The sequence below is a fragment of the Brevibacterium sp. CT2-23B genome (genome assembly GCF_013168765.1).
In the GTDB taxonomy this organism is placed as follows: domain Bacteria; phylum Actinomycetota; class Actinomycetes; order Actinomycetales; family Brevibacteriaceae; genus Brevibacterium; species Brevibacterium sediminis.
Genome location: NZ_JABBYK010000003.1, coordinates 503,858 through 523,321 on the forward strand (window position 1 = coordinate 503,858; position 19,464 = coordinate 523,321).

Consider the following 19,464-nt stretch of genomic DNA (forward strand, 5'->3'; position numbering starts at 1 on the left):
GGCGGCCCGCCGCTGTCTGGGCGGTCGCCCGAAGATGGATGGTCACCCGGGAAACCAGGTGTGGGTCGGCGCTGCAAACGCCGATTGGGATGTCAGCCGAACGCGGGAGGGCCGCGGCGGTAGTTCGGGCCGACCACCGCTGAGGTGACCGGCTGCGGCACCCGGAGCGAAGCGCAGAGCTTGCGGAACGGTTCGTCGGCCAGGATTCCGGCCGCCTCGGCGAGGGCTCGCAGCGCGCCGATCACCGGGCCCAGGGCCAGCTGCAGAATGCTGAGGACGATGTCCTCACCGCGTTTGAGGATCACGGCGGTGACGAGGACGGCGACGACGTGGGCGATGATCATCCCCGCCGAGGTTGCCCCGTGGCTCGCATGTCCGAGCGCGGTTGCGGCAGGACCGAGATCAAGGGAGCCGGAGGCTGGGACGATGTGTCCGGCGTGGGCGTGGAGGGCCGCCTCGGCGGAAGTGGATCCGGCACCTGCAGCTCCGGCCTGCCCGCTTCCGGATTGAGCGGTTCCCGCGTGGGCCCCCGCATGGGCGAAGGTGTGTGCAGACCAGCTCATCGTCAGGTGCATGAGCACCTGTCCGAGGCCGAGCAGGCCCGCCAGAGTCAGGTAGCCCAGGCGCCTGCCGGCGACGATCATCGCCGCCCAGAGGACGAGAACGAAGACGACCACAGTGCCCGGAATCGAGACGCCGCCACCAGCACCGAGGTGCATGAGCAGGGCGAGGAGAGTCGTGAAGAGGGCAGCGAAGAGCGCACGTACGGATTTCGTCCATCCGGTCATGGGCCCTCCTCTCAGCTCGCTCCCACATTCTACTCAATGTAGAACAATTTCGGGAAGGCGACTGAGCCTACATCCGCAGCCAGGTATCGGCGGTCTTCTTGACCATGGCACCGGCATCAGCGGCAGCATCCCCCCAGGCGACGAGGTTGCCATCGGGGTCAGTGGTGGAGTCGGAAAGGACGACGACGTCGAAGTTGCACACAAGACCCGCCATCGCCGAGGCGTAGACGGCTCCGGGGGTGCCCGCCGAGGACGCGTCGGCGCCGGCGTCGGCATCGCCCTCTGCCTGGGCGGCGGGGTCAGTGGTGACTTCGCCAGCTCCAGTGCCTGGCTCGCCCGCGGTGGCGTCGGCGCCGGCGATGATGATCCGGTCGACGGAGAGGTCATGCAGACCTGCGGCCAGATCATCGACGCCCTCGAACACATCCGGACTCTCGGATCGGAGCACGAGATCCTCCTCATCGGGGACGAAGATGCTCAGCTCCTCATCGGGAGTGTCGGCGAGGTCGGCCTTCGTCGACGCGAAGATGAGCACACCGCCCACAGCGCGGGTGCGGGTGACGATATCGCCGAGGGTCTCCATGGCGTCATCGCTGGGGTAGCTGGCGTCGTCGGTGTCAATGAGGAGCAGGGCATCCATACTCCAATCGTGCCACGACCGACTGACACATTCGAAGCCGGTTCACCTCGGCCACAGCCGACACCACCCCTGACCTGCATGGACACAAAGAATCTTGTGAGCATCCTCGAACTGTGACGAACACTGAATTTATGTTCGAAACGTTTTTCGATCATCTATGGCGTTCCACGCATTATGAGCGTACACTGGATTCCAACAACAACGATGTTGGTGAACGGAATTCATCCCCATGACCCTCACTCCCGAACGCAGCTCCGATCATTCCGATCGGAACGCCGACAACTCCTCGCAGACCAGCGGACACCCGCTGCTGGCCGACGAGGAGTGGGCAGATCTCAGCCGCTTTGCGCCCGAGGTCACCTCTTCGATCACTCAGCTGATGAGCCTCAAAGATGAGCTGCGCTCGTTCGATCGCCCCATGGGAGCGGATCAGGCCATCATGCTCGCCGATGGGGTCGAGGCGATCACACGCATCAACGATGCATTGTCGACGCTCGCGCTCTCCGTCTGCGAACGTGTCGGAACACCCAGCGATTTCGGCGCCAAGTCGACGAAGTCGCTCATCGAGAACCGATTCAACCTCACCGGCGCCGAGGCGAATCGCCGCACCGATATGGCCAAGAACCTCGGCGGACGCGTCGACATGGCCGGACAGGCTCTGCCGCCTCTCTACCCTGTCGTCGCAGATGCGCTCCATGCCGGCACGATCTCCGCCGCCCAGGCGTCTGTCATCGAAGACTGCATGCGCAAACTGCCCACGTGGGTCAGTCAGACGGTCCGCACCGACGTCGAGACGCGCTTGGTCGACAACGCGCCCAAGGTCCGCCTCAAGGATCTGCGCGAGATCTTCGGCAAGCTCATGGGCTATATCGACCCGGACGGCGCAGAGCCGAACGACTCGGCCGACCGCTCGGCGTACAACATGTCCATGCGTGCCAGGACCAACGGCGACTGGGAGCTGCGTGGACTGCTCGACCCCGTCACCGGCGGAACTCTCAACGGGCTGCTGACCTCACGAATCCAGTCTGCGGGAGAAGACGACAAGGCCGGTGCCGACAATACCGATGCCGACTCGGCGACCGGCGCCTCTGAGATCGCGGCCGCGGGCAATCCCGCCACCGTCACCGGTGCTTCTGAGGAAACGAGCTCGCCGCTGCCAGACAAAGAGCTGCTTGAGATCGTCGACGCGGTGCTCTCCGGTGACCGATATGACGCGAAGCGAGTTCCGGCACCCGATCTCAACGCAGCTCGCACGAGCGGAAATTCGGCAGCTGTCCCCGGGGTCGGCGTTCGTGAGGACGGCGGTTTCGTGGACGTCAGCGCCGAACAGCCCTCGGCGCGCGAATGGATCTACGAACGATTCGCCGGCCTCGTCACGACGATCGACAAGCAGCGGACGGCTGCAGGAGCGCCTTATGCTCTCGTCATCAACGCCACCGCCGAAGATCTGGCCAAAGGAACAGGACACGGAACCACGGGCGCCGACAATCCCATTCCCATCAAGGAACTGATGAGAAACGGCCTCAACGGCTCGCTGTTCTTCCACCTCATGAGCGACAGGGCCAAGACGATGCAGGTGGCCACAGAACAGCGCTTCGCCAATCGCAAACAGTTGGCAGTGATCACCGCCCGTGACCGAGGTTGCACGTTCCCCGGCTGTGACGCCCCTCCCGGTTGGTGCGATGCCAACCATGTGTTTCCATGGTCGCTCGGCGGAAAGACGGAGATCAACAATCTCGCGCTGCTCTGCAGCTATCACCACCACCTGCTCGACCGCACCGCCTGGGACACGGTGATGCTCTTCGACGGGCGACCGGCCTACATTCCGCCTGCCGCAAAGGACCCGGCTCGTAAGCCGATCCTCCACGCCCGCTTCATCGCGGACGACATCGTCGACTCCCTGTTCGACAAATAGCCGCCCCTCCTTTCAGGGGACAGCTGTGCCCACTTTCCAGCTTCGGCCGGGTTCAGCCCACTTTCCAGGTTCAACTCGGTTCAGCCCGGTTCAACTCGATTCAACTCGGTGCAGTCCGGTTCGGCCCGGTTCGGCCCGGTTCGGCCCGATTCGGCCCGGTTCAGTCGGGTTCAGTCCCCCAATGAAGAGGCTCGGATGCTCATGTCCTCATCGAGGAGCAGGAGATCCGCCGGCATTCCGGGAGCCAACAGGCTGCCGGCACCAGCGGCACCGCCCGCCGCCTGCAGAGAATCACCCGGCTCCGGCACTCCGCCCACCGCACGCAATGGAACGAATCCTGCGGACTGCACAGCGTCGAACGGGCTGAGTCCCACCTCGGCGACGGCCCGCTTCACAGCCTCGTCCATCGTCAACGTGGACCCCGCGATGGCGCCCTGAGCGCCGTCCGAGGTGACCAGACGAGCCACCGAATCCTTGACCTCGACCGGGAGCGAACCAAGGTGATAGCTCCCATCGTGCAGGCCGGTCGCCGCCATGGCGTCAGTGATGAGAGCGATGCGCCCGGGCACGAGTTCGTGGAGCATACGCGCGACCGGGGCAACCACGTGGACGCCGTCATTGATGAGTTCGACGGTGACATGCTCGGCCTCGGCCGCGGCGAGGACCGGCCCCGGAGCACGGTGATGGATTCCGGGCATCGCATTGAACGCGTGGGTGAGGATGCTCGCCCCCGCCTCGAAGGCCTGCGCGGCCAGCGCATAATCGGCAGCCGTGTGACCGACGGCCACACGCACCCCTGCCGCAGAGAACCGACCGATCGCATCGAGAGCACCGGGAAGTTCGGGCGCGATGGTGATCTGGCTCAGAGTTCCATCGGCCGCCTCGAGGATTGCTTCGACCGCCTCCGGAGTCGGCGATGTGAGCACTTCGGGCGCATGCGCACCTTTGAAATCCGGGGACAGGAACGGGCCTTCGGCGTGCAGGCCCATGACCATGGCCCGCTCACGGACGAGTCCGGCGCCCGCGCGCAAGGACTCACACAGCCCCTCGATCGTGTCGGAGACGTAGGACAGAGCGAGCCTGCCGGTGCCGTGGGCCCGATGCACGTCGAGGATCGCATCGATCCCCTCGCTCCTGTCCTCGGCGCTCGCACCGCCCGCACCGTGACAGTGGATATCGACGAACGCGGGAGCCACGTATCCGCCGGCGGCGTCGATGACCTCGCCTCTCGCCGAGGCGGCCCTGTCCTTCCAGCCGTCCCCGCGGCCCAGTGCCGTGACCGTTCCCTCGGCGACCGCGATCCACGTGTCCGCGGTCCCCTCGGTGAACGTCACCCGATCGCCGTCGAGGATGCACGCATTGTGGATGACCGCCTCGGCGGGGATCTGTTCGGTCTGTGTCATCAGGGTCCTTCCATCGCTCTGCGAACGCCTCATTCAGGGTACGGAATCAGTTGGTGAATTTACCCCGCAGTAGGGTCTTGGCGAGTAGGGTCTCGTCGGGCAAGGTGTCGACGGGTGTTGTGCCGACAGATCGGCTGTCGGCTCGCCCCAAGGTGCGAACAAACCGCTTGCCGCCTCGCGCCAGGGTGCGAACGAACCGCTTGCCGCCTCGCGCCAGGGTGCGAACGAACCGCTTGCCGCCTCGCCCCGGGGGCGCCGACAAAACGGTAGCCGCCCCGGCGCGGGGCGCGGACGAACCGGTTGCCGCGCCCACCTCAGGAAACCGACGAACCGACTGCCGGCTCACCCCAGTGTGCGAACTCGGTTCGCGTCGATGCCGAGCACATGAGTATCGAGGAACGCGAGCACGGTGCGGTACCAGACCTCGGCGTTCCCGCGGCCGAGGATCCAATGCCCCTCGTCGGGGAAGTAGAGGAACCGATGCTGAGTGTCGCCATCGGCGTCGAGGGGAGTCTTCGCCCGAGTGAGAAGATCCAGCCACAGCTCCTGACCCTGACCGATCGGTACCCGGTAGTCCTTGTCGCCATGGATGACGAGCATCGGCACCTCGATGTCATCGGCGAACAGGTGCGGCGAATACTGAGTCGACTGCTCCCGCATCGCCTGATCCCACGACGAATTGTCCGTCGTCCGCCCCATCGACGTGGTGTTCCACAGAGAGGCGTGGGTGACGATGCACTTGAACGCGCTGCCGGTATGCCCGGCCACCCAATTGGCCATGTATCCGCCGTAGGACCCGCCGGCCAGGGCGACACGTTCGAAATCGATGTCCGGCCTCTCCCCTGCGGCTTCGGTCAGCGCCATGATGTCGGTGAAGGGAGTGCCGCCCAGCTGCTGCTGACCGCGGTCGATCATCGCCTGCCCGTAGCCGGTGGAGATCGCCGGGTCCGGCAGCAGCACCGCATAGCCGGCAGCCGCGAAGGGACCTGGGTTCCACCGGTAGGTCCACGCATTCCACGACCCCCATGGTCCGCCGTGGGCGAAGACGACGAGCGGATGCGGCCCCTCCCCTTCCGGAAGCACCAGCCACGCACGGATCGGCGTGCCGTCCTCGGCACGGATCTCGACCTCGGTGAGGGTGCCTTCCTCGTCGAGCACCGTCGCGGGGTTCGCGAGCTCGCTGATGACCCCGGTGCGGAGGTCGACGGAGATCGGCAGCGGCGCGACATCGATCGCCGAGGCGGTCGCCACGACCGTGTCCTCGCGCAGGGCCAGCCCCGAGAACGAATACTTCTGATCGGCGCCCCCGACGAGCCGCCGAGGCTGAGCATCATTGATGTCACCGATGAAGATGCTGCCGCGACCGTGATCATCCGCGGTGGCCACGATGGTCGAATCGTCTGCCCAGATCGGGGAGAACCAGAAATCACCATCCGGCCACACAGGATTCAGTTCCGCGGTCTCGAGATCGAGGACCATGAGTTCGGCCGCGAGGTTGGTCTGCGGAGTCCAGTTCTGTACGCGAGTGACCAGTGCTTTCGTCCCGTCCGGGCTGATCGCCTCGATGTCGAAGCTGTGATCGGCAGCCGGTTTCGTCAGACGATGCAGTTCGGGTTCCCCGTCGAGGTCCACGCGCCAGACCTCACTGGCCTCGAGCTGTCCGGGGATCGGCTTCTCGAGCTGGACGAGGGCGAAGCGCGCCCCATCGTCGACGGCCCAATCGACAAGTCGCCCAGACGGCAGGGACAGGTACCGGAAGTCCAAGCCCGCCGGGGCGCTCAGCTCGTCACTGACTTCGGGGAAGTCGGCGGCCGCCTCGTCGAGGGTGGCCACAGCCAGGGTCTGCCGTCCCGGCCCCAGATCATGATCCCAGCGACGGACGGGGAAACCGGTGTGGAGGATCCCGCTGACCTTCGCGTCGCTGCGTTCGGAGCTGAATTCCTGATGGTCGTTCTCGTCGGCGGCCCATGTATGGACAGGGAACTCGACGATGATGGTCTCGCCCTTGACCTCGATTCGGGAGAAACCGCCCTCATGATCGGTAAGCTTGCGGGCCTCACCGTTGTCCGGCAGGGCCCACAGGCTCGGAGACTCGGCATCCTTGCCGTCCTCGCCCTTGCGTTTGGAGGCGAAGACGATCGTGCCGTTCTCGCTCAGTGCGGCCGGTCCCACGGACTGATCGCCGCGAGTGATGCGTCGGGGCGTCTCCCCGCTGATATCGGCGAGGTGGCTGAGGGAGGAATTCCCTTCGGAATTGAGGAACGAGTACTGGGCGATGACGCGGCCGCTCTGATTCGTCAAGAGGCCTTGCAGGCGGCGGGCGTCGAGGAGTCGGGTCACTGCGTCGTGGGTCGTCATCTTCCCATCCTAGATCCCCACGCAGATTCCGGGGTGAAATCCAGAGAAACCCCAGATCGCCGAGGCGGCCGGCCACTGTGATGACCGACTGGAGTCACCGAGGCGGTCGACCGGATCGCGGGCGCATTAACTTCGCGGGCGCACTATCTTCGCGGGCACCTGATCGCCACGTCGTTCGGTGCTCACTGGCACGTCAGTGGAAGCTCGGTGACGGGACTTTCTCACCATCGATCGTCACCGTCGGAAGCATCTTCTTGAAGTCCTCCGCCACTTCGGTGTTCGTCTTCGGTGTGCGCATCTCGATGGACAGATTCACCAGGCGCCCGTTGATCTTATACCCCGTCTGCACCCCGAAGGCATAAGTCGGTTCGTTGTTGATAGCGAGGATCTCGGTCGGACCGAGTTCACCCTGATAGCTCCAGAACTCGCCCGCGGCCAGAGACCCTGTCTGCTCGGCCAACACCTGTGAGTCCTGTTCGGAGAAGTTGTACCGCCTCTTCTGATCAACGACTTCCTGAGCACTGTCACCGTATTCGTCGGTGCAGTTGACGAGGATGGCATCGCCGCGAGTGGTGTCTTCGCCATGGTTGAATACATGGAACTGCTCGGTACTCCCGGTGCTGTCTCTCCAGTCATCACCGATTGCGAAGGTGAGTTCGACCGGGCAGCTGCTGCCGAACGTCACTGAAGTCTTCGTCATCCCCTCGGGGATGCCGGCTTCGGTGGGCTTGCCCGTAGGCTCGGGACCGGCGGTCTCCTCCACGCCGATCCGCACCGGCCCTGCGGACTTGTCTTCCGTGCGGATCTGGAGGACCGAGCATCCGCTGAGGAGGACGGTCAGTGCGAGTGTGCCGGCGGCCGCGGCTCGTCGCGCCGAGGCGGGTCTGCCCGCGTCGGGACTCCCCGCGGTACGACTCCCCGAAACGGGTCTCTTCGCTGCGAAGATCCCCACGGATGAGGTATCCGATGCCGTGCGCCCAGTCGCTGGTCTCACTGCTGGTCACCTCGGCGGCGACGGTCTGGGTACCCCGCTTCCGGACCGTTCTGATTCGGCTGAGCCGGCCCGTACCCGTGCTGAGGCATTTGCGGACCGGATCCGGGCTGCCCGGTGGGCTGGCTTCCGACAGGTGGTTGTCCGGTGGACTGGAGGCCGCCGGCGGGCTGACTGCCCGCAGGCGGCTGACCGTTGTACGGAGCACCGGGCCGGCTGCCGACGGGCTGCTGGCCGAAGTTCTGGGGTCCCGAATTGGGCTGACTTCCCGCGTAGGACTGGCCGAAGTTCTGCGGACCGGAATTGGGCTGACTGCCAACAGGTGTCTGCCCGAAGTTCTGCTGACCCGAGTGCGGCTGACTTCCGACCGAAGGCTGTCCGGGCTGTTGCGGGCCGGATCTCTGAGGACCCGAGTTCGGCTGGCTGCCGGCAGGCGGCTGCCCATAGCCCGGGTTCTGTCCTCCGGCGTTCGGGGCCTGCCGCGGCGGTTTGAACTGCGAATGCTGACCGGAATCCGGCGGGAACCCACCGGAGACGGATTCGCCCGTCCGACGATTGACCAGGTTCCCGTCGACCCTCTCGAGACGACGCTTCGACGTCCGCCGCGGAGTGCCGAGGATCCGTCCCTGCAGTTCGGCCTCATTGGGCTGACGCGGAGGCAGGAATCCGGGCGCCTGCCGCGAATCCGCCTGCTGCACCGGCTGCACCGCATGCGAACCGGCGGCGACCCGATCCATATGATCCGACATCTGCGGAACGGTCACGGGCGCGGCATCGGCAAGGACGGGGAGGACCATGCGCACCGAGGTGCCCACACCCTCCTGGCTGAAGAGCTGCACGGATCCGCCGTGCCGAGTGACGATGGCGCGCACGAGCGAGAGTCCCATGCCCGAACCGGCGACCGCGCGTACACGTGAACCGCGAGAGAGCTCGTCCCAGACGTTCTCCTGTTCGGCCAGCGGGATGCCGCTGCCCGTATCCGCAACCTCGACGACGACCCAGCGGTGCCCGTCGATGATCTGCTCATTGGCACGCAGCTCGACGACTTCGGCCTGCGACGAGTATTTGAGAGCATTGCCCAGCAGGTTGAGGATCGCGGTGAGCAGCAGATCCTCTTCACCGGCGACATCGGGCAGCCGCCACGGAGCACGGGCGACAGTCGCCACGATCATCCGGTCCTCGGCTCCCGGCGCCGTCGATGCATCTTCGACGGCCTGATGGATGAGCGCATCGAGATCGACGCGGGCGTATTCGATGATGCGGGTCTCGACGTCGGCGAGCTTGCGCAGATCGGCCAGCAGTCGGGCGACCCGGCGCGAGGACACGTCGACCTGCTTGGCGGCCGGCTCAACCTCGCTCAGCGTGCCGCCGTCGCGGACGACCTCCCGGATGCTCGCCGCCGAGGTGCGCAGCGCCGTCAGCGGATTCTTGAGCTCATGATCGAGTCGGATGAGCATCCGATTGCGCTTCGTCATCGAATCCTCGGCCGCGGCCGTCTCGATGGATTCCCGCAGCGCGGCCTCACGCCTCTGCAGATACCGCCAGCCGAACCAGGCACCGACGGCGAGACCGCCGAGCACGACGACGAGCAGCAGCAGGAACAGCCAGACCTGGATCTCGAAGACAAGGAAGTTCGTCATAGACGGCTCTGTCCGTCCTCGCCGCGGACCTCACCGACGAAACGATAGCCGCGCCCCTGCACGGTGGCGATCCACCGCGGTTCTGCGGCGTCCTCGCCGAGCACACGACGCAGCTCGGCGACCCGGGAGTCCACGGCACGGGTGCCAACGGCCTCTTCGAATCCCCACAGCACTTCGAGCAGGCGGGAGCGTTCGATGAGCTCGTCCTTGTGCACCATGAGGTACTCGAGCAGGGTGAAGCCCTTCGGGGTGATGACGAGTTCACGCTGCCCCAACCACGCCCGGCGTCCGACACGGTCGACGCGCAGGCCGAAGCTGGACACGAGCACCGGTGCCGTGGCCAAGGGCGGACCGTCATTGCGGGTCCTGCGCAGCACGGCACGGATGCGCGCGACGAGCTCGTGCGGATCGAAGGGTTTGTTGAGGTAGTCGTCGGCGCCCTCTTCGAGCGCCATCGCCCGCTCGACGCCCTCGCCGACCTGGGTCAGCAGCAGCACCGGAACCCAGTTCTCCTCTTGGCGCAGGCGGCGCAGCACCTGCCGACCGTCGGCTCCGGGCATGAGCACGTCGAGGACGCACACATCGGGTTTGTGACGATGGATCTCGTCGAGAGCGAGCAGTCCGTCGCTGGCAGGCAACACCCGGAAACCGGAGCGCTCGAGGAACGGTACGACCGCCCCGAGGACGTCGGGCTCATCATCGGCGACTAAGACGAGTGGTTGGGGCTCGGTGTGATTGTCAGCCGTCATGGTGGTCTGTTCCGGTTCCTCTCTGGCGTTCCCAGGCGATCTCTCGGGCCTCGGCACGGTCGACCGCCTCGGCGAGTTCATCTCGGTACAGCATAGATCGACGCAGGTGCTTGGTGCGATAGCCGGCGCGGCCGACCATATGGGTGGCGACGGGAATCGTCACGAGCTGGAAGGAGATGATGATCGCCAGAGTCGTCACCGTCGCCCAAGTCGGGAACTGGATCGCGATCGCCACGGCGACGAGCACCAGGCCCAGCACCTGGGGTTTCGCGCTCGCGTGCATTCGCGAGAGAAGGTCGCCGAAGCGGACGAGACCGACCGCGGCGGCCAGGGACAGGACCGCGCCGAGGAAGATGAGCACGGCCGAGATGATGTCAAGAACCACGATTGCTCTCCTGCCCGTCGCCATCCGACACGTGCTCGGCGTCATCGGGTCCCGGGTCGGGTCCGGTGCCCTCGCCCTCTCCGCCGCTGTCGGCGTGGGCGTCGTAGGTGGCATCCGCGATCTCGGTGACGTCATCGCCGGGTCGAGCCTGGGGCACAGAGGTCGATCCGGGCCCGGCGCCCTGCTCGTCCGCATCACGGGGCATGTGCCAGTCAGAGGCACTGAACTCGGACAGGGCCCCCGCCTCGGCACCGGGAGTCATCGAATCGGACTTCGACACATACCGCGACACGCTCACCGAACCGACGAAGCCGAGCATCGCGAGCACGATGAGCACGGGCAACAGATCCGTCCGGTCGGACAGAGCCATATACCCGCCGAGGCCGCACATGATCGCCGCCAGCACGACGTCGGTGCCGATCATGCGGTCGAGGATCGACGGACCGCGGACGATCCGGAAGAGCGCAATGACCACCGAGGCGGCCAACAGCACCGAACCGGCGACGACGAGGGAGTGGAGGACGATCTCACTCATGAGCGGCCCCCTTCGGTTTCGGCCAGCGGATCCGGTCTGGCCCGCAGGGCGGCGAGATCACGGTGCGAACCGAGAGTGCGGATGAGCAGCTCTTCGATGTAGTAGACCTGCGCTTTCGCCTTGCGCACCTTCTCCTCGGAATCGCAGTCGAGGAAGTGCAGGTAGAGCATGCCCATGGCGCGATCGCTGTCGATGATGATCGACCCGGGGATGAGGCTGGCGGTATCGGCGATGAGGGTGAGCACGAGGTCCGAGCTCGTGCGCAGATCGCAGGCGACGACGGACCCGGCGCCGACCGCTTTGCGACGGAACGCATACCAGGCGACTTCGATGGAGGCGTGGAGAACCGAATAGAGGAACCACAGACCGAACACCAACGCATGCCAGACGTTGAACCGTCCGGAGAGCACAACGGGCGGGAGGTAGAAGACGCGCGTGATGACGAAGGCCAGCACGATTCCGGTGACCACGGTGACCACAGTGATCGAATCCCACAGCATCAGCCACAGCAGAACCAGCGAGACCAGCAGCACGAGCTGCTGGATGAATCCGCGGCCCCGGCTCATCCGCGCCCGGTTCGCCGGCACCCGGTCCTGTGCCGCTGCCCGGTCCCGGCCGCGGACTCGGTCCTGGCCGTCAGCTCGGGTCTGTCCCTGGTCTCGGTCGGGGCTCATCACTCATCACCTCCGAGCACGTTCGTGACGTAGTCGATCGGCGTCGAGAGGTTCTCGGCCGCCCGGTTCGACATGTCCCACAGAGGTTCGGCTGCGACGGTGAGAACGATGGAGGCGATCACCACCACCGAGGTGGCCGCCACCATGGCGGGGGGAACGCCGATCTGAGATTTCCACTTCTTCCCCGCCAGCAGCGTCTTCTTCCGCTCCGTGAACTCCTCGACGAGGTCCTCGTTCGGCTCCTCCGCATCGGCCGGATCACGCCAGAATGCGAGGTTGAAGGTACGTCCGATGACGTAGAGAGTGAGCAGACTCGTCACGGTGCCGGCGACGATGAGGACGGTCGGCAGCCACGCGTGGTCGTCGAAGCCGGCGAGGAAGAGTGCGACCTTGCCGATGAACCCGGAGAACGGCGGAATGCCGGAGAGGTTGAGAGCCGGGATGAAGAAGATGATCGTGATCACCGGCGAGAGCACCATGAGACCGCCGAGCGACCTCGTGGAGGTGGACCCGCCGCGCATTTCGACGAGGCCGATGGCCAGGAACAGCGCGGTCTGGACGATGATGTGGTGAACCGTGTAGTAGATCGCCGCAGACAGGCCGACACTCGTGCCCAGCGCCACACCGAAGAGCATATAGCCGATATGGGAGACCAGTGTGAAGGACACGATCCTCTTGATCTCCGACTGTGCGATGGCGCCGAAGATGCCCACGAGCATCGTCAGCCCGGCCGCGATGAGCAGCGGCACCCGCAGGGAGGATTCGGCGAACAGCAGGGTCTCCGTGCGGATGATCGCATAGATGCCGACCTTGGTCAGCAGTCCCGCGAAGACCGCTGTCACCGGGGCCGGTGCCGTCGGATAGGAGTCGGGCAGCCAGAACGACAGCGGGAAGATCGCGGCCTTGATGCCGAAGCCCAGCAGCAGGAGGACGTGGAGGATCATCTGCACATCGGCCGGCAGATCCGAGAGCCTCTCGGACAGCTGCGCCATGTTCACGGTGCCGCACGCGGCGTAGATGACACCGATGGCGGCGAGGAAGATCACCGAGGACACAAGCGAGATGATCACATAGGTGACTCCCGCCCGGATCCGCTCCGCCGTGGCACCGAGGGTGAGCAGCACATAGGAGGCGACGAGGAACATCTCGAAGCCGACGTAGAGATTGAACAGGTCTCCGGCGAGGAACGAGTTCGCAATGCCCGCGCACAGCACCAGATAGCTGGGGTTGAACACGGAGATCGGAGTCTCGTTCGAATCGTCGTTGGCGTCCTGACTCAGGGCGTAGACGAGCACGCACAGTGTGACCAGTGCAGACACGATGAGCATGAGAGCGGACAGCCGGTCGGCGACGAGCACGATGCCCGCAGGAGGCTGCCACCCGCCGATCGCCACGACCTGCGGCCCATGCGCATCGACTCCGAAGAGGATCATCGTGGCGATGACCATGACCGCGACCAGGATCGCGATCGACACGATGTTCTGCGCCCGCGTGTGCTTCGACAGGATGAGCGCGATTCCGGCGCCGATGAGCGGCAGCAGAACCGGCAGGGGAACGAGCACGGGCAGAAGATCGATCATGCGTCGTCTCCCTGCTGTTTCGCATCTTTGGCCTCTTCGGTGACCTCGGCCTCCTCGGCGCTGTGCGCCTCCGTCTGCGAGTCCGCGGCCTCCTCGGCGATGGCATCGGCCTCGGCCGGGGTCGACGCGTCCTCGATGTCGTCGGCGAGGTCCTCCCTCTCTGCGGGCGTGCCGTCGTCATCGAGGTCGATGGCACCGGTGATCGGGGACTCCGCTTCGTCACCGAACTCGGTGTCGTCGTAGTCGGTGCTCGCCTCCGCCTCGGAGTCGATGAGCTTCGTGATCGCCACCTGGAGGTCGGTGTCGTCATCCTGCAGCGAATCGGCGCGCATGAGCCTCCAAGAGCGGTAGATCATCGCCAGCAGGAACGCCGTCACGGAGAAGGTGATGACGATGGCTGTGAGGACGAGGGCGTGCGGCAGCGGATCGGACATGCCTTCGGTCGACAGGTTCTCTCCGTCGGTCAGGGGCGGGGAACCGCGGCCGGCGGTGAGGATGATGAGCAGGTTCGCTCCGTTGCCGAGCAGGATGAAGCCGAGCAGAACGCGGGTCAGGGAGCGTTCGAGCATGAGGTAGATGCCGGCGGCGAAGAGGACGCCCATAGCCAGGACCATGATGAAGGGGACGCTCATAGGCGGCCCCCTTCCGCACCGTTATCGACGTCGAGTTCGTTGACGCGGTCGATGATCTCGGACACGGCCCGGTGTTCGGCCGTGGCGCCCATGTCCTCGGAGAAGTTCACATTGTCGTGGATGCGGTTGGTCAGCATCGCCTCGTCGCGCTCCTGGTGCAGATCGACTTCGGCTCCCAGCGAGCGGAGGATGTCGAGCATGAGGCCGACGACGATGAGGTAGACGCCGATGTCGAAGAACGTCGACGTACCGAAGGACAGGTGGCCCAGCACCGGCAGATCACCCTCGATGTAGACGGACTCGAAGACCGTCCCACCCCAGATCCACCCGCCGATGACGGTGAGGATCGCGGTGACCAGACCGGTGCCCAGCATTCCCGAGGGGGTGAAGGGGGCCGCTTCGGCGAGTTCGTACTTGCCTCCGGCAAGGTAGCGCACGACGAGCGCGAGCCCGGCGACGAGGCCGCCGGCGAATCCGCCGCCCGGATCGTTGTGGCCGGCGAAGAGCAGGTAGACGGAGAAGACGATGACGGCGTGGAAGATCAGGCGGGCAGTGACCTCGAGGATGATCGACCGATTGCGCGGAGCCAGGGTCCGTCCGGCGATGAGCCAGGACGCACGCTTCTGCGACAGCCCTTCCCCGCGGCCGGCGTGGTGGAGGTCGACGACGTCCTCGGCCACGGGTTGGAAGCGGATGCGACCGGCCGCCTCGGTGCCGTCTTTCTTTCGTTCGAACCGATGCAGGTGTCCTTCGCGACCACGGACGAAGATGAGGCCTGCGATACCGGTTCCGGCGGCCACGAGCACCGAGATCTCGCCCATCGTGTCCCACGCGCGGATATCGACGAGGGTGACATTGACGATGTTCTTGCCGTGACCGAGCTCGTAGGCGAGCTGACCGAAGTCGATGGAGATCGGATCGGCCATGCGCACACCGGAGGCGATGAGGACCACTAGCATCATGGTGATGCCCACGGCACCGCCGATGATCGCCCGCCAGGCGGGGGTGAGTCGACCGGTCGACTCGCCGATGCGCGCCGGCAGCCGGCGGAGGACGAGGACGAACACGACGATCGTGATGGTCTCGACGAGCACCTGGGTCAGGGCCAAGTCCGGAGCGCCGACGAAAGCGAAGTAGGCGACCATGGCGTAGCCGGAGATGCCGGTGACGACGACGGCGGTGAACCGCTTCTTGGCTCGGGTGGCACCGATCGCGACGATGACGAGCACGGCCGCGACGATGAGGTCCAGCGGGGTGTCCCAGAGCCGGAACGTGATGTTCCACGTGTCGTTGGAGATGATCGCCAGTCCCAGTCCGGCGACGAGGACGAGGTAGACCACGCCTTGGTAGAACGGCAGCGAACCGCGCTGGGTGCGGGCGGTGACCCACAGCGCCAGGGCCTCCATCCAGCCGATGAGCATTCGGTAGAGCTCATGGAAGTCCAGTCCCGACGGCAGCGTCGCCTGGACCTTCGCGAAGGGACGGCGGTAGATGAACAGAGCGAGGCCTGCGGCGACGGTGACGGCGGTGAAGGCGAGCGCCGGTTCGAATCCGTGCCACAGCGCGAGGTGGTAGTGCCCATCGCCTTCGGCCACTGCCGGCAGCCCGGAGGTCCACGCGGAGAAGTAGCCGTCGAGCAGGCCGACTCCCGGGCCGAGCGCCAGAGTCAGGGCGGTGAGGATGAGCGGGGAGACGACGAGGGTGAGCTTCTCGTCGCGGCGGGCGATGTCGTCGACTCCGGGCTTCGAGGAGAACGCGCCCCAGACGAAACGGGCCGAGTAGGCGACGGTGAGGATCGAGCCGATCATGATGCCGATGAAGGCGATGACCGAGGCCTTGTCCGGCGAGGACAGAAGGGTCGAGTACGCGGCTTCCTTCGCCGCGAAGCCGAGCAGCGGGGGCAGTCCGGCCATCGAGGCGGCGGCGATCGTCGCACACACGGCGACGACGGGGAAGGCCTTCCAACCGCCGGAGAGCTTCGTCAGGTCACGGGTGCCGGCACGGTGGTCGATGATTCCGACGCACAGGAACAGGCACGACTTGAACAGGGCGTGGGCGATGAGCAGACCCAGGGCCGCCTTCGTGATGTCCGGGGTGCCGAACGAGGCCATGGTGGTGAGGAATCCGAGCTGCGAGACCGTGCCGAAGGCCAGCAGCAGTTTGAGGTCGGTCTGCTTCAGCGCCTGCCAACCGCCGATGAACATCGTCAGCAGACCCAGGGTGAGCAGCACCTCGGACCAGCCGGGGATGTTGTTGTAGCCAGGCGCCAGGCGCAGGACGAGGTAGATTCCCGCCTTGACCATGGCCGCGGCGTGCAGATAGGCGCTCACTGGAGTGGGTGCGGCCATGGCGCCGGGCAGCCAGAAGTGGAACGGCATGAGCGCGGACTTCGAGATCGCGCCGACGAGGATGAGGATGACGGCGGAGATGATGATTCCGCCGGTGTCCATGCCCGACTGGGCTCGATCGACCAGGGTCGAGATCTGCCCGGTGCCGGTGGCGGTGATGAGCAGGATCATGCCCACGAGCATGGCCAGCCCGCCTGCGGTGGTGACGATGAGGGCCTGCAGTGCCGCCTGCCTGGAACGGCGGCGGGACTGGCTGTGCCCGATGAGCAGGTAGGAGAAGACGGTGGTGCCTTCCCAGAACAGGTAGAGCATGAGCAGTTCGTCGGCGATGACGAGCCCGTACATCATTCCGGCAAAGGCCATGAAGATTCCCGCGAACCGGGCCAGTCCCGGCTCGTCGGGCGGGAAGTAGCGTGCACAGTAGACGAAGACGAGGGCTCCGACCCCGGTCACCAGCAGCGTCATGATCCAGGAGAGCACGTCGAGGCGGAAGATTCCGGCGAGACCGAGCTCGGGCAGCCAGTCGAGATTCTCCACGACCGGCTGGGCGGCGGGGCCGAAGATCTCTGGGATCGTCGACAGGCTCCACAGCAGTCCCGCGAAGGGGACGAGAGCGAGGAAGAAGAAAGCGTTGCGACCGAGCAGGCGAACCAGAGGGTAGGCGATGACAGATGCCCCGAAGAAGGCCCCTGTCATGACTATCACCGGCGGCCACCTCCGTCATATGCCTGTTTGTGAGAAAGGTTCGTCATGTCATTTTCGCACGAACAGGTGTCGTTTCCCCAATTGCTGGGTGTGAGCTGAGACAGGCTCTGCCCCGACACGACACCGCTCACGCGCGAATCCGAAGGCTGGTCACGCGCGCATCCGACAGCTGGTCACGCGCGCAGCTGTCTGCTGGTCACGAGGAAGCCGTTCTCGTCGAGACCGATGCCGTCCGAGCCGACGAGCAGCTCGGCTCCGATCGCATCTGTGAGTTCGGCCACCCGACCGCGCATCCGTCGGAAGCGGCGGCCCTGGTTCGGCTGATAGCGCTTCGACTCGGTGTCCATCCAGTGCACGTGGTATTCGATCTGCGGGGCGACGGTATGGGCGGCGACGATCGGCGGAACCCACTCGGCTTCCATCACTCGGATCTCGAGGCTGCCGGCGGATTCATCGATCTCGCCGAGCGGAACGAGCAGGGCATAGCCGTCGAGGATGACCGGGGCGGAAGGGTCGAAGAGCGGATCGTCGATGCTCGCTTGGGCCAGCACATCCTCGTCGGGGGTGGGCAGGGACTGCTGGAAGGCGTGCGGGGCATGGCGGCGGACGAAGTCGAGCGCGACCGACGGCTCCATCCAGTACGAGGAGTAGATGTAGAGGTCGACCTTCGCCTCCGGGTCGGGGATGATCACCCGCGTCGGCAGTCCGGGCTCGTCGGCCAAGCGCACGCCCGTGTGGAGGCGGGAGGCGACGGAGAGCATGAGGCTGAGCATCCGCTCCTCCTCCCGATCCGGCATTCCGTTGGGGAAGGCCTCGTGGAGTCCGTCGGCGTCGGCGAACCAGTCCGGCGGCGGGGTCGGCTGCCGATCCCGGGGGCAGTCGATGACGATGGCATGCCGAGCCCAGTCGGGGACTTCGAGCGCGGCGGCATCGGCCGGGTCGAGGGCAGCCCCGGAGCTCAGTCGGGAGTGCCGGCTCAGGCGCAGCTGCCCGTGCTCGTCGAGCACGGGGCGCAGATCGGGCAGCTTGTTGTGGATGAGCGCGAGGACGTCGGAGACCTCGACCGCATCATCGAGGAGGATGAGGTGGAAACCGCGCAGATCCGCCGAGGTGGCCGTGTCCTCGGGCGCGGACGTGTCACCGCCGTATCCGGGCCGTCCCGTCGACGGCATCCCGGTCCGCCGCCTGCTCGCGGCCTGAGCGTCGGAGGCAGGGGGCACGGGGGCAGAGGCATCTGTCGGGGCAGAAGCATCCGTCGGGGCAGAGGCATCCGTCGCTTCGGCGTCGGGGGCCTGGTAGCGCGCAGCGTCGGCCTGTTCCCGGGCGGCGCGTTCAGCGGCTTCGCGTTGCAGCCGCAGTTCGCGGCGGGTGATCACATGTCCCTCCGATAGAAATTGAGGTGCGAACGGGAGGCGGTCGGGCCGCGCTGGCCCTGGTAGCGGTTGCCCGTGGCCTGGGAACCGTAGGGGTTCTCCGCCGCCGAGCTGAGTCGGAAGAAGCAGAGCTGGCCGATCTTCATCCCCGGCCACAGCGTGATCGGCAGCGTCGCGACGTTCGACAGCTCCAGGGTGACGTGGCCGCTGAAGCCGGGGTCGATGAATCCGGCCGTCGAATGGGTCAGGAGACCGAGACGTCCGAGCGAGGACTTGCCCTCGAGCCGGGCCGCGACATCGACGGGCAGAGTCACGAGCTCATGAGTGGAGGCGAGGACGAACTCCCCCGGGTGGAGGACGAAGGGCTCCCCCGGAGCGGCTTCGACGAAACGGGTGAGTTCGGGCTGCTCGAGGCTCGGGTCGATGACCGCGTACTTGTGGTTGTCGAAGAGCCGGAAGTAGCGGTCGAGACACACGTCGACGCTGGCCGGCTGGATCAGCGACGGGTCGTAGGGGTCGAGGGCGATGCGTCCGGAGTCGAGCTCGGCGCGGATGTCGCGGTCGGAAAGGAGAGTCACGCTTCCGATGGTAGTCGCTGCAAGCCCCGCACGCTTGAGCTTTCTCTCCTCTCCCCTCTGCCGAACCATGGGTCGAAGACGCATAACCGGCCGGCAAAATCTACCGACACGCCGAAACTATGTCACAAAATGGTAACGATTCTCGGGAATTCTCCTGATTTCTACCCGTG

General features: G+C 65.8%; 16 protein-coding genes. 1 reads left to right on the plus strand and 15 read right to left on the minus strand.

All coding sequences use genetic code 11. The annotated features are described in order from the left end of the window. Window positions 1-92 precede the first annotated feature (92 nt). Both HIM68_RS10800 and HIM68_RS10805 read right to left on the minus strand, forming a co-directional pair. Complete coding sequence (locus tag HIM68_RS10800) at window positions 93-788, minus strand: hypothetical protein (RefSeq protein ID WP_172172026.1); 696 nt, start codon at window positions 786-788, stop codon at window positions 93-95. A gap of 67 nt (window positions 789-855) precedes the next feature. Next, window positions 856-1,428, minus strand: coding sequence for a hypothetical protein (locus HIM68_RS10805; protein ID WP_172172028.1), 573 nt, complete (start codon window positions 1,426-1,428; stop codon window positions 856-858). Between the two features lie 229 nt (window positions 1,429-1,657). Between HIM68_RS10805 and HIM68_RS10810 the strand changes: the two genes are divergently transcribed. Continuing rightward, entirely contained in the window at window positions 1,658-3,343 is a 1,686-nt protein-coding gene (locus HIM68_RS10810; RefSeq protein WP_172172030.1) for an HNH endonuclease signature motif containing protein, read from the plus strand. 170 nt (window positions 3,344-3,513) lie between these two features. Here HIM68_RS10810 and HIM68_RS10815 read toward each other — a convergent pair whose 3' ends face one another. The 13 genes from HIM68_RS10815 to dcd all read right to left on the minus strand — a co-directional run bounded on the left by HIM68_RS10815 (window position 3,514) and on the right by dcd (window position 19,294). Further along, window positions 3,514-4,746 (minus strand): N-acetylglucosamine-6-phosphate deacetylase, encoded by a 1,233-nt coding sequence (locus tag HIM68_RS10815; RefSeq protein ID WP_253903887.1) that lies wholly within the window; start codon window positions 4,744-4,746, stop codon window positions 3,514-3,516. Window positions 4,747-5,088: 342 nt separating this feature from the next. After that, entirely contained in the window at window positions 5,089-7,104 is a 2,016-nt protein-coding gene (locus HIM68_RS10820; RefSeq protein WP_172172034.1) for an alpha/beta fold hydrolase, read from the minus strand. 193 nt (window positions 7,105-7,297) lie between these two features. Beyond that, window positions 7,298-8,098, minus strand: a complete 801-nt coding sequence (locus HIM68_RS10825) for a hypothetical protein (protein ID WP_367647511.1) — start codon at window positions 8,096-8,098, stop codon at window positions 7,298-7,300. Further along, the gene (locus HIM68_RS10830) at window positions 8,095-9,735 is read right to left on the minus strand and encodes a sensor histidine kinase KdpD (RefSeq protein WP_172172036.1); all 1,641 of its coding nucleotides are present in this window, start codon (window positions 9,733-9,735) and stop codon (window positions 8,095-8,097) included. Before HIM68_RS10830 ends, HIM68_RS10825 begins: the two co-directional genes overlap by 4 nt. After that, window positions 9,732-10,484 (minus strand): response regulator transcription factor, encoded by a 753-nt coding sequence (locus HIM68_RS10835; protein ID WP_139468984.1) that lies wholly within the window; start codon window positions 10,482-10,484, stop codon window positions 9,732-9,734. The genes HIM68_RS10830 and HIM68_RS10835 overlap by 4 nt, the downstream gene beginning before the upstream one ends. Then, the gene (gene mnhG, locus HIM68_RS10840) at window positions 10,474-10,869 is read right to left on the minus strand and encodes a monovalent cation/H(+) antiporter subunit G (RefSeq protein WP_101546653.1); all 396 of its coding nucleotides are present in this window, start codon (window positions 10,867-10,869) and stop codon (window positions 10,474-10,476) included. The genes HIM68_RS10835 and mnhG overlap by 11 nt, the downstream gene beginning before the upstream one ends. Then, a complete protein-coding gene (locus tag HIM68_RS10845) occupies window positions 10,859-11,404 on the minus strand; it encodes a monovalent cation/H+ antiporter complex subunit F (protein ID WP_139468983.1) in 546 nt (181 codons plus the stop codon). The genes mnhG and HIM68_RS10845 overlap by 11 nt, the downstream gene beginning before the upstream one ends. Continuing rightward, window positions 11,401-12,078 carry a Na+/H+ antiporter subunit E gene (locus tag HIM68_RS10850; protein ID WP_253903888.1) on the minus strand — a complete coding sequence of 226 codons (678 nt, stop codon included), beginning with the start codon at window positions 12,076-12,078 and terminating at the stop codon, window positions 11,401-11,403. The genes HIM68_RS10845 and HIM68_RS10850 overlap by 4 nt, the downstream gene beginning before the upstream one ends. Then, complete coding sequence (locus HIM68_RS10855; RefSeq protein WP_139909327.1) at window positions 12,078-13,658, minus strand: Na+/H+ antiporter subunit D; 1,581 nt, start codon at window positions 13,656-13,658, stop codon at window positions 12,078-12,080. Before HIM68_RS10855 ends, HIM68_RS10850 begins: the two co-directional genes overlap by 1 nt. Further along, window positions 13,655-14,290: a Na(+)/H(+) antiporter subunit C gene (locus tag HIM68_RS10860; RefSeq protein WP_139909328.1), complete on the minus strand. Its 636-nt coding sequence runs from the start codon at window positions 14,288-14,290 to the stop codon at window positions 13,655-13,657. The genes HIM68_RS10855 and HIM68_RS10860 overlap by 4 nt, the downstream gene beginning before the upstream one ends. Then, window positions 14,287-17,334: a Na+/H+ antiporter subunit A gene (locus HIM68_RS10865; RefSeq protein WP_139469126.1), complete on the minus strand. Its 3,048-nt coding sequence runs from the start codon at window positions 17,332-17,334 to the stop codon at window positions 14,287-14,289. The genes HIM68_RS10860 and HIM68_RS10865 overlap by 4 nt, the downstream gene beginning before the upstream one ends. Window positions 17,335-17,516: 182 nt before the next feature. Further along, window positions 17,517-18,719 (minus strand): hypothetical protein, encoded by a 1,203-nt coding sequence (locus tag HIM68_RS10870; RefSeq protein ID WP_248284004.1) that lies wholly within the window; start codon window positions 18,717-18,719, stop codon window positions 17,517-17,519. Next, on the minus strand, window positions 18,716-19,294 hold the full coding sequence (gene dcd, locus HIM68_RS10875; RefSeq protein ID WP_139468980.1) for a dCTP deaminase: 579 nt from the start codon (window positions 19,292-19,294) through the stop codon (window positions 18,716-18,718). The genes HIM68_RS10870 and dcd overlap by 4 nt, the downstream gene beginning before the upstream one ends. Window positions 19,295-19,464 lie beyond the last annotated feature (170 nt).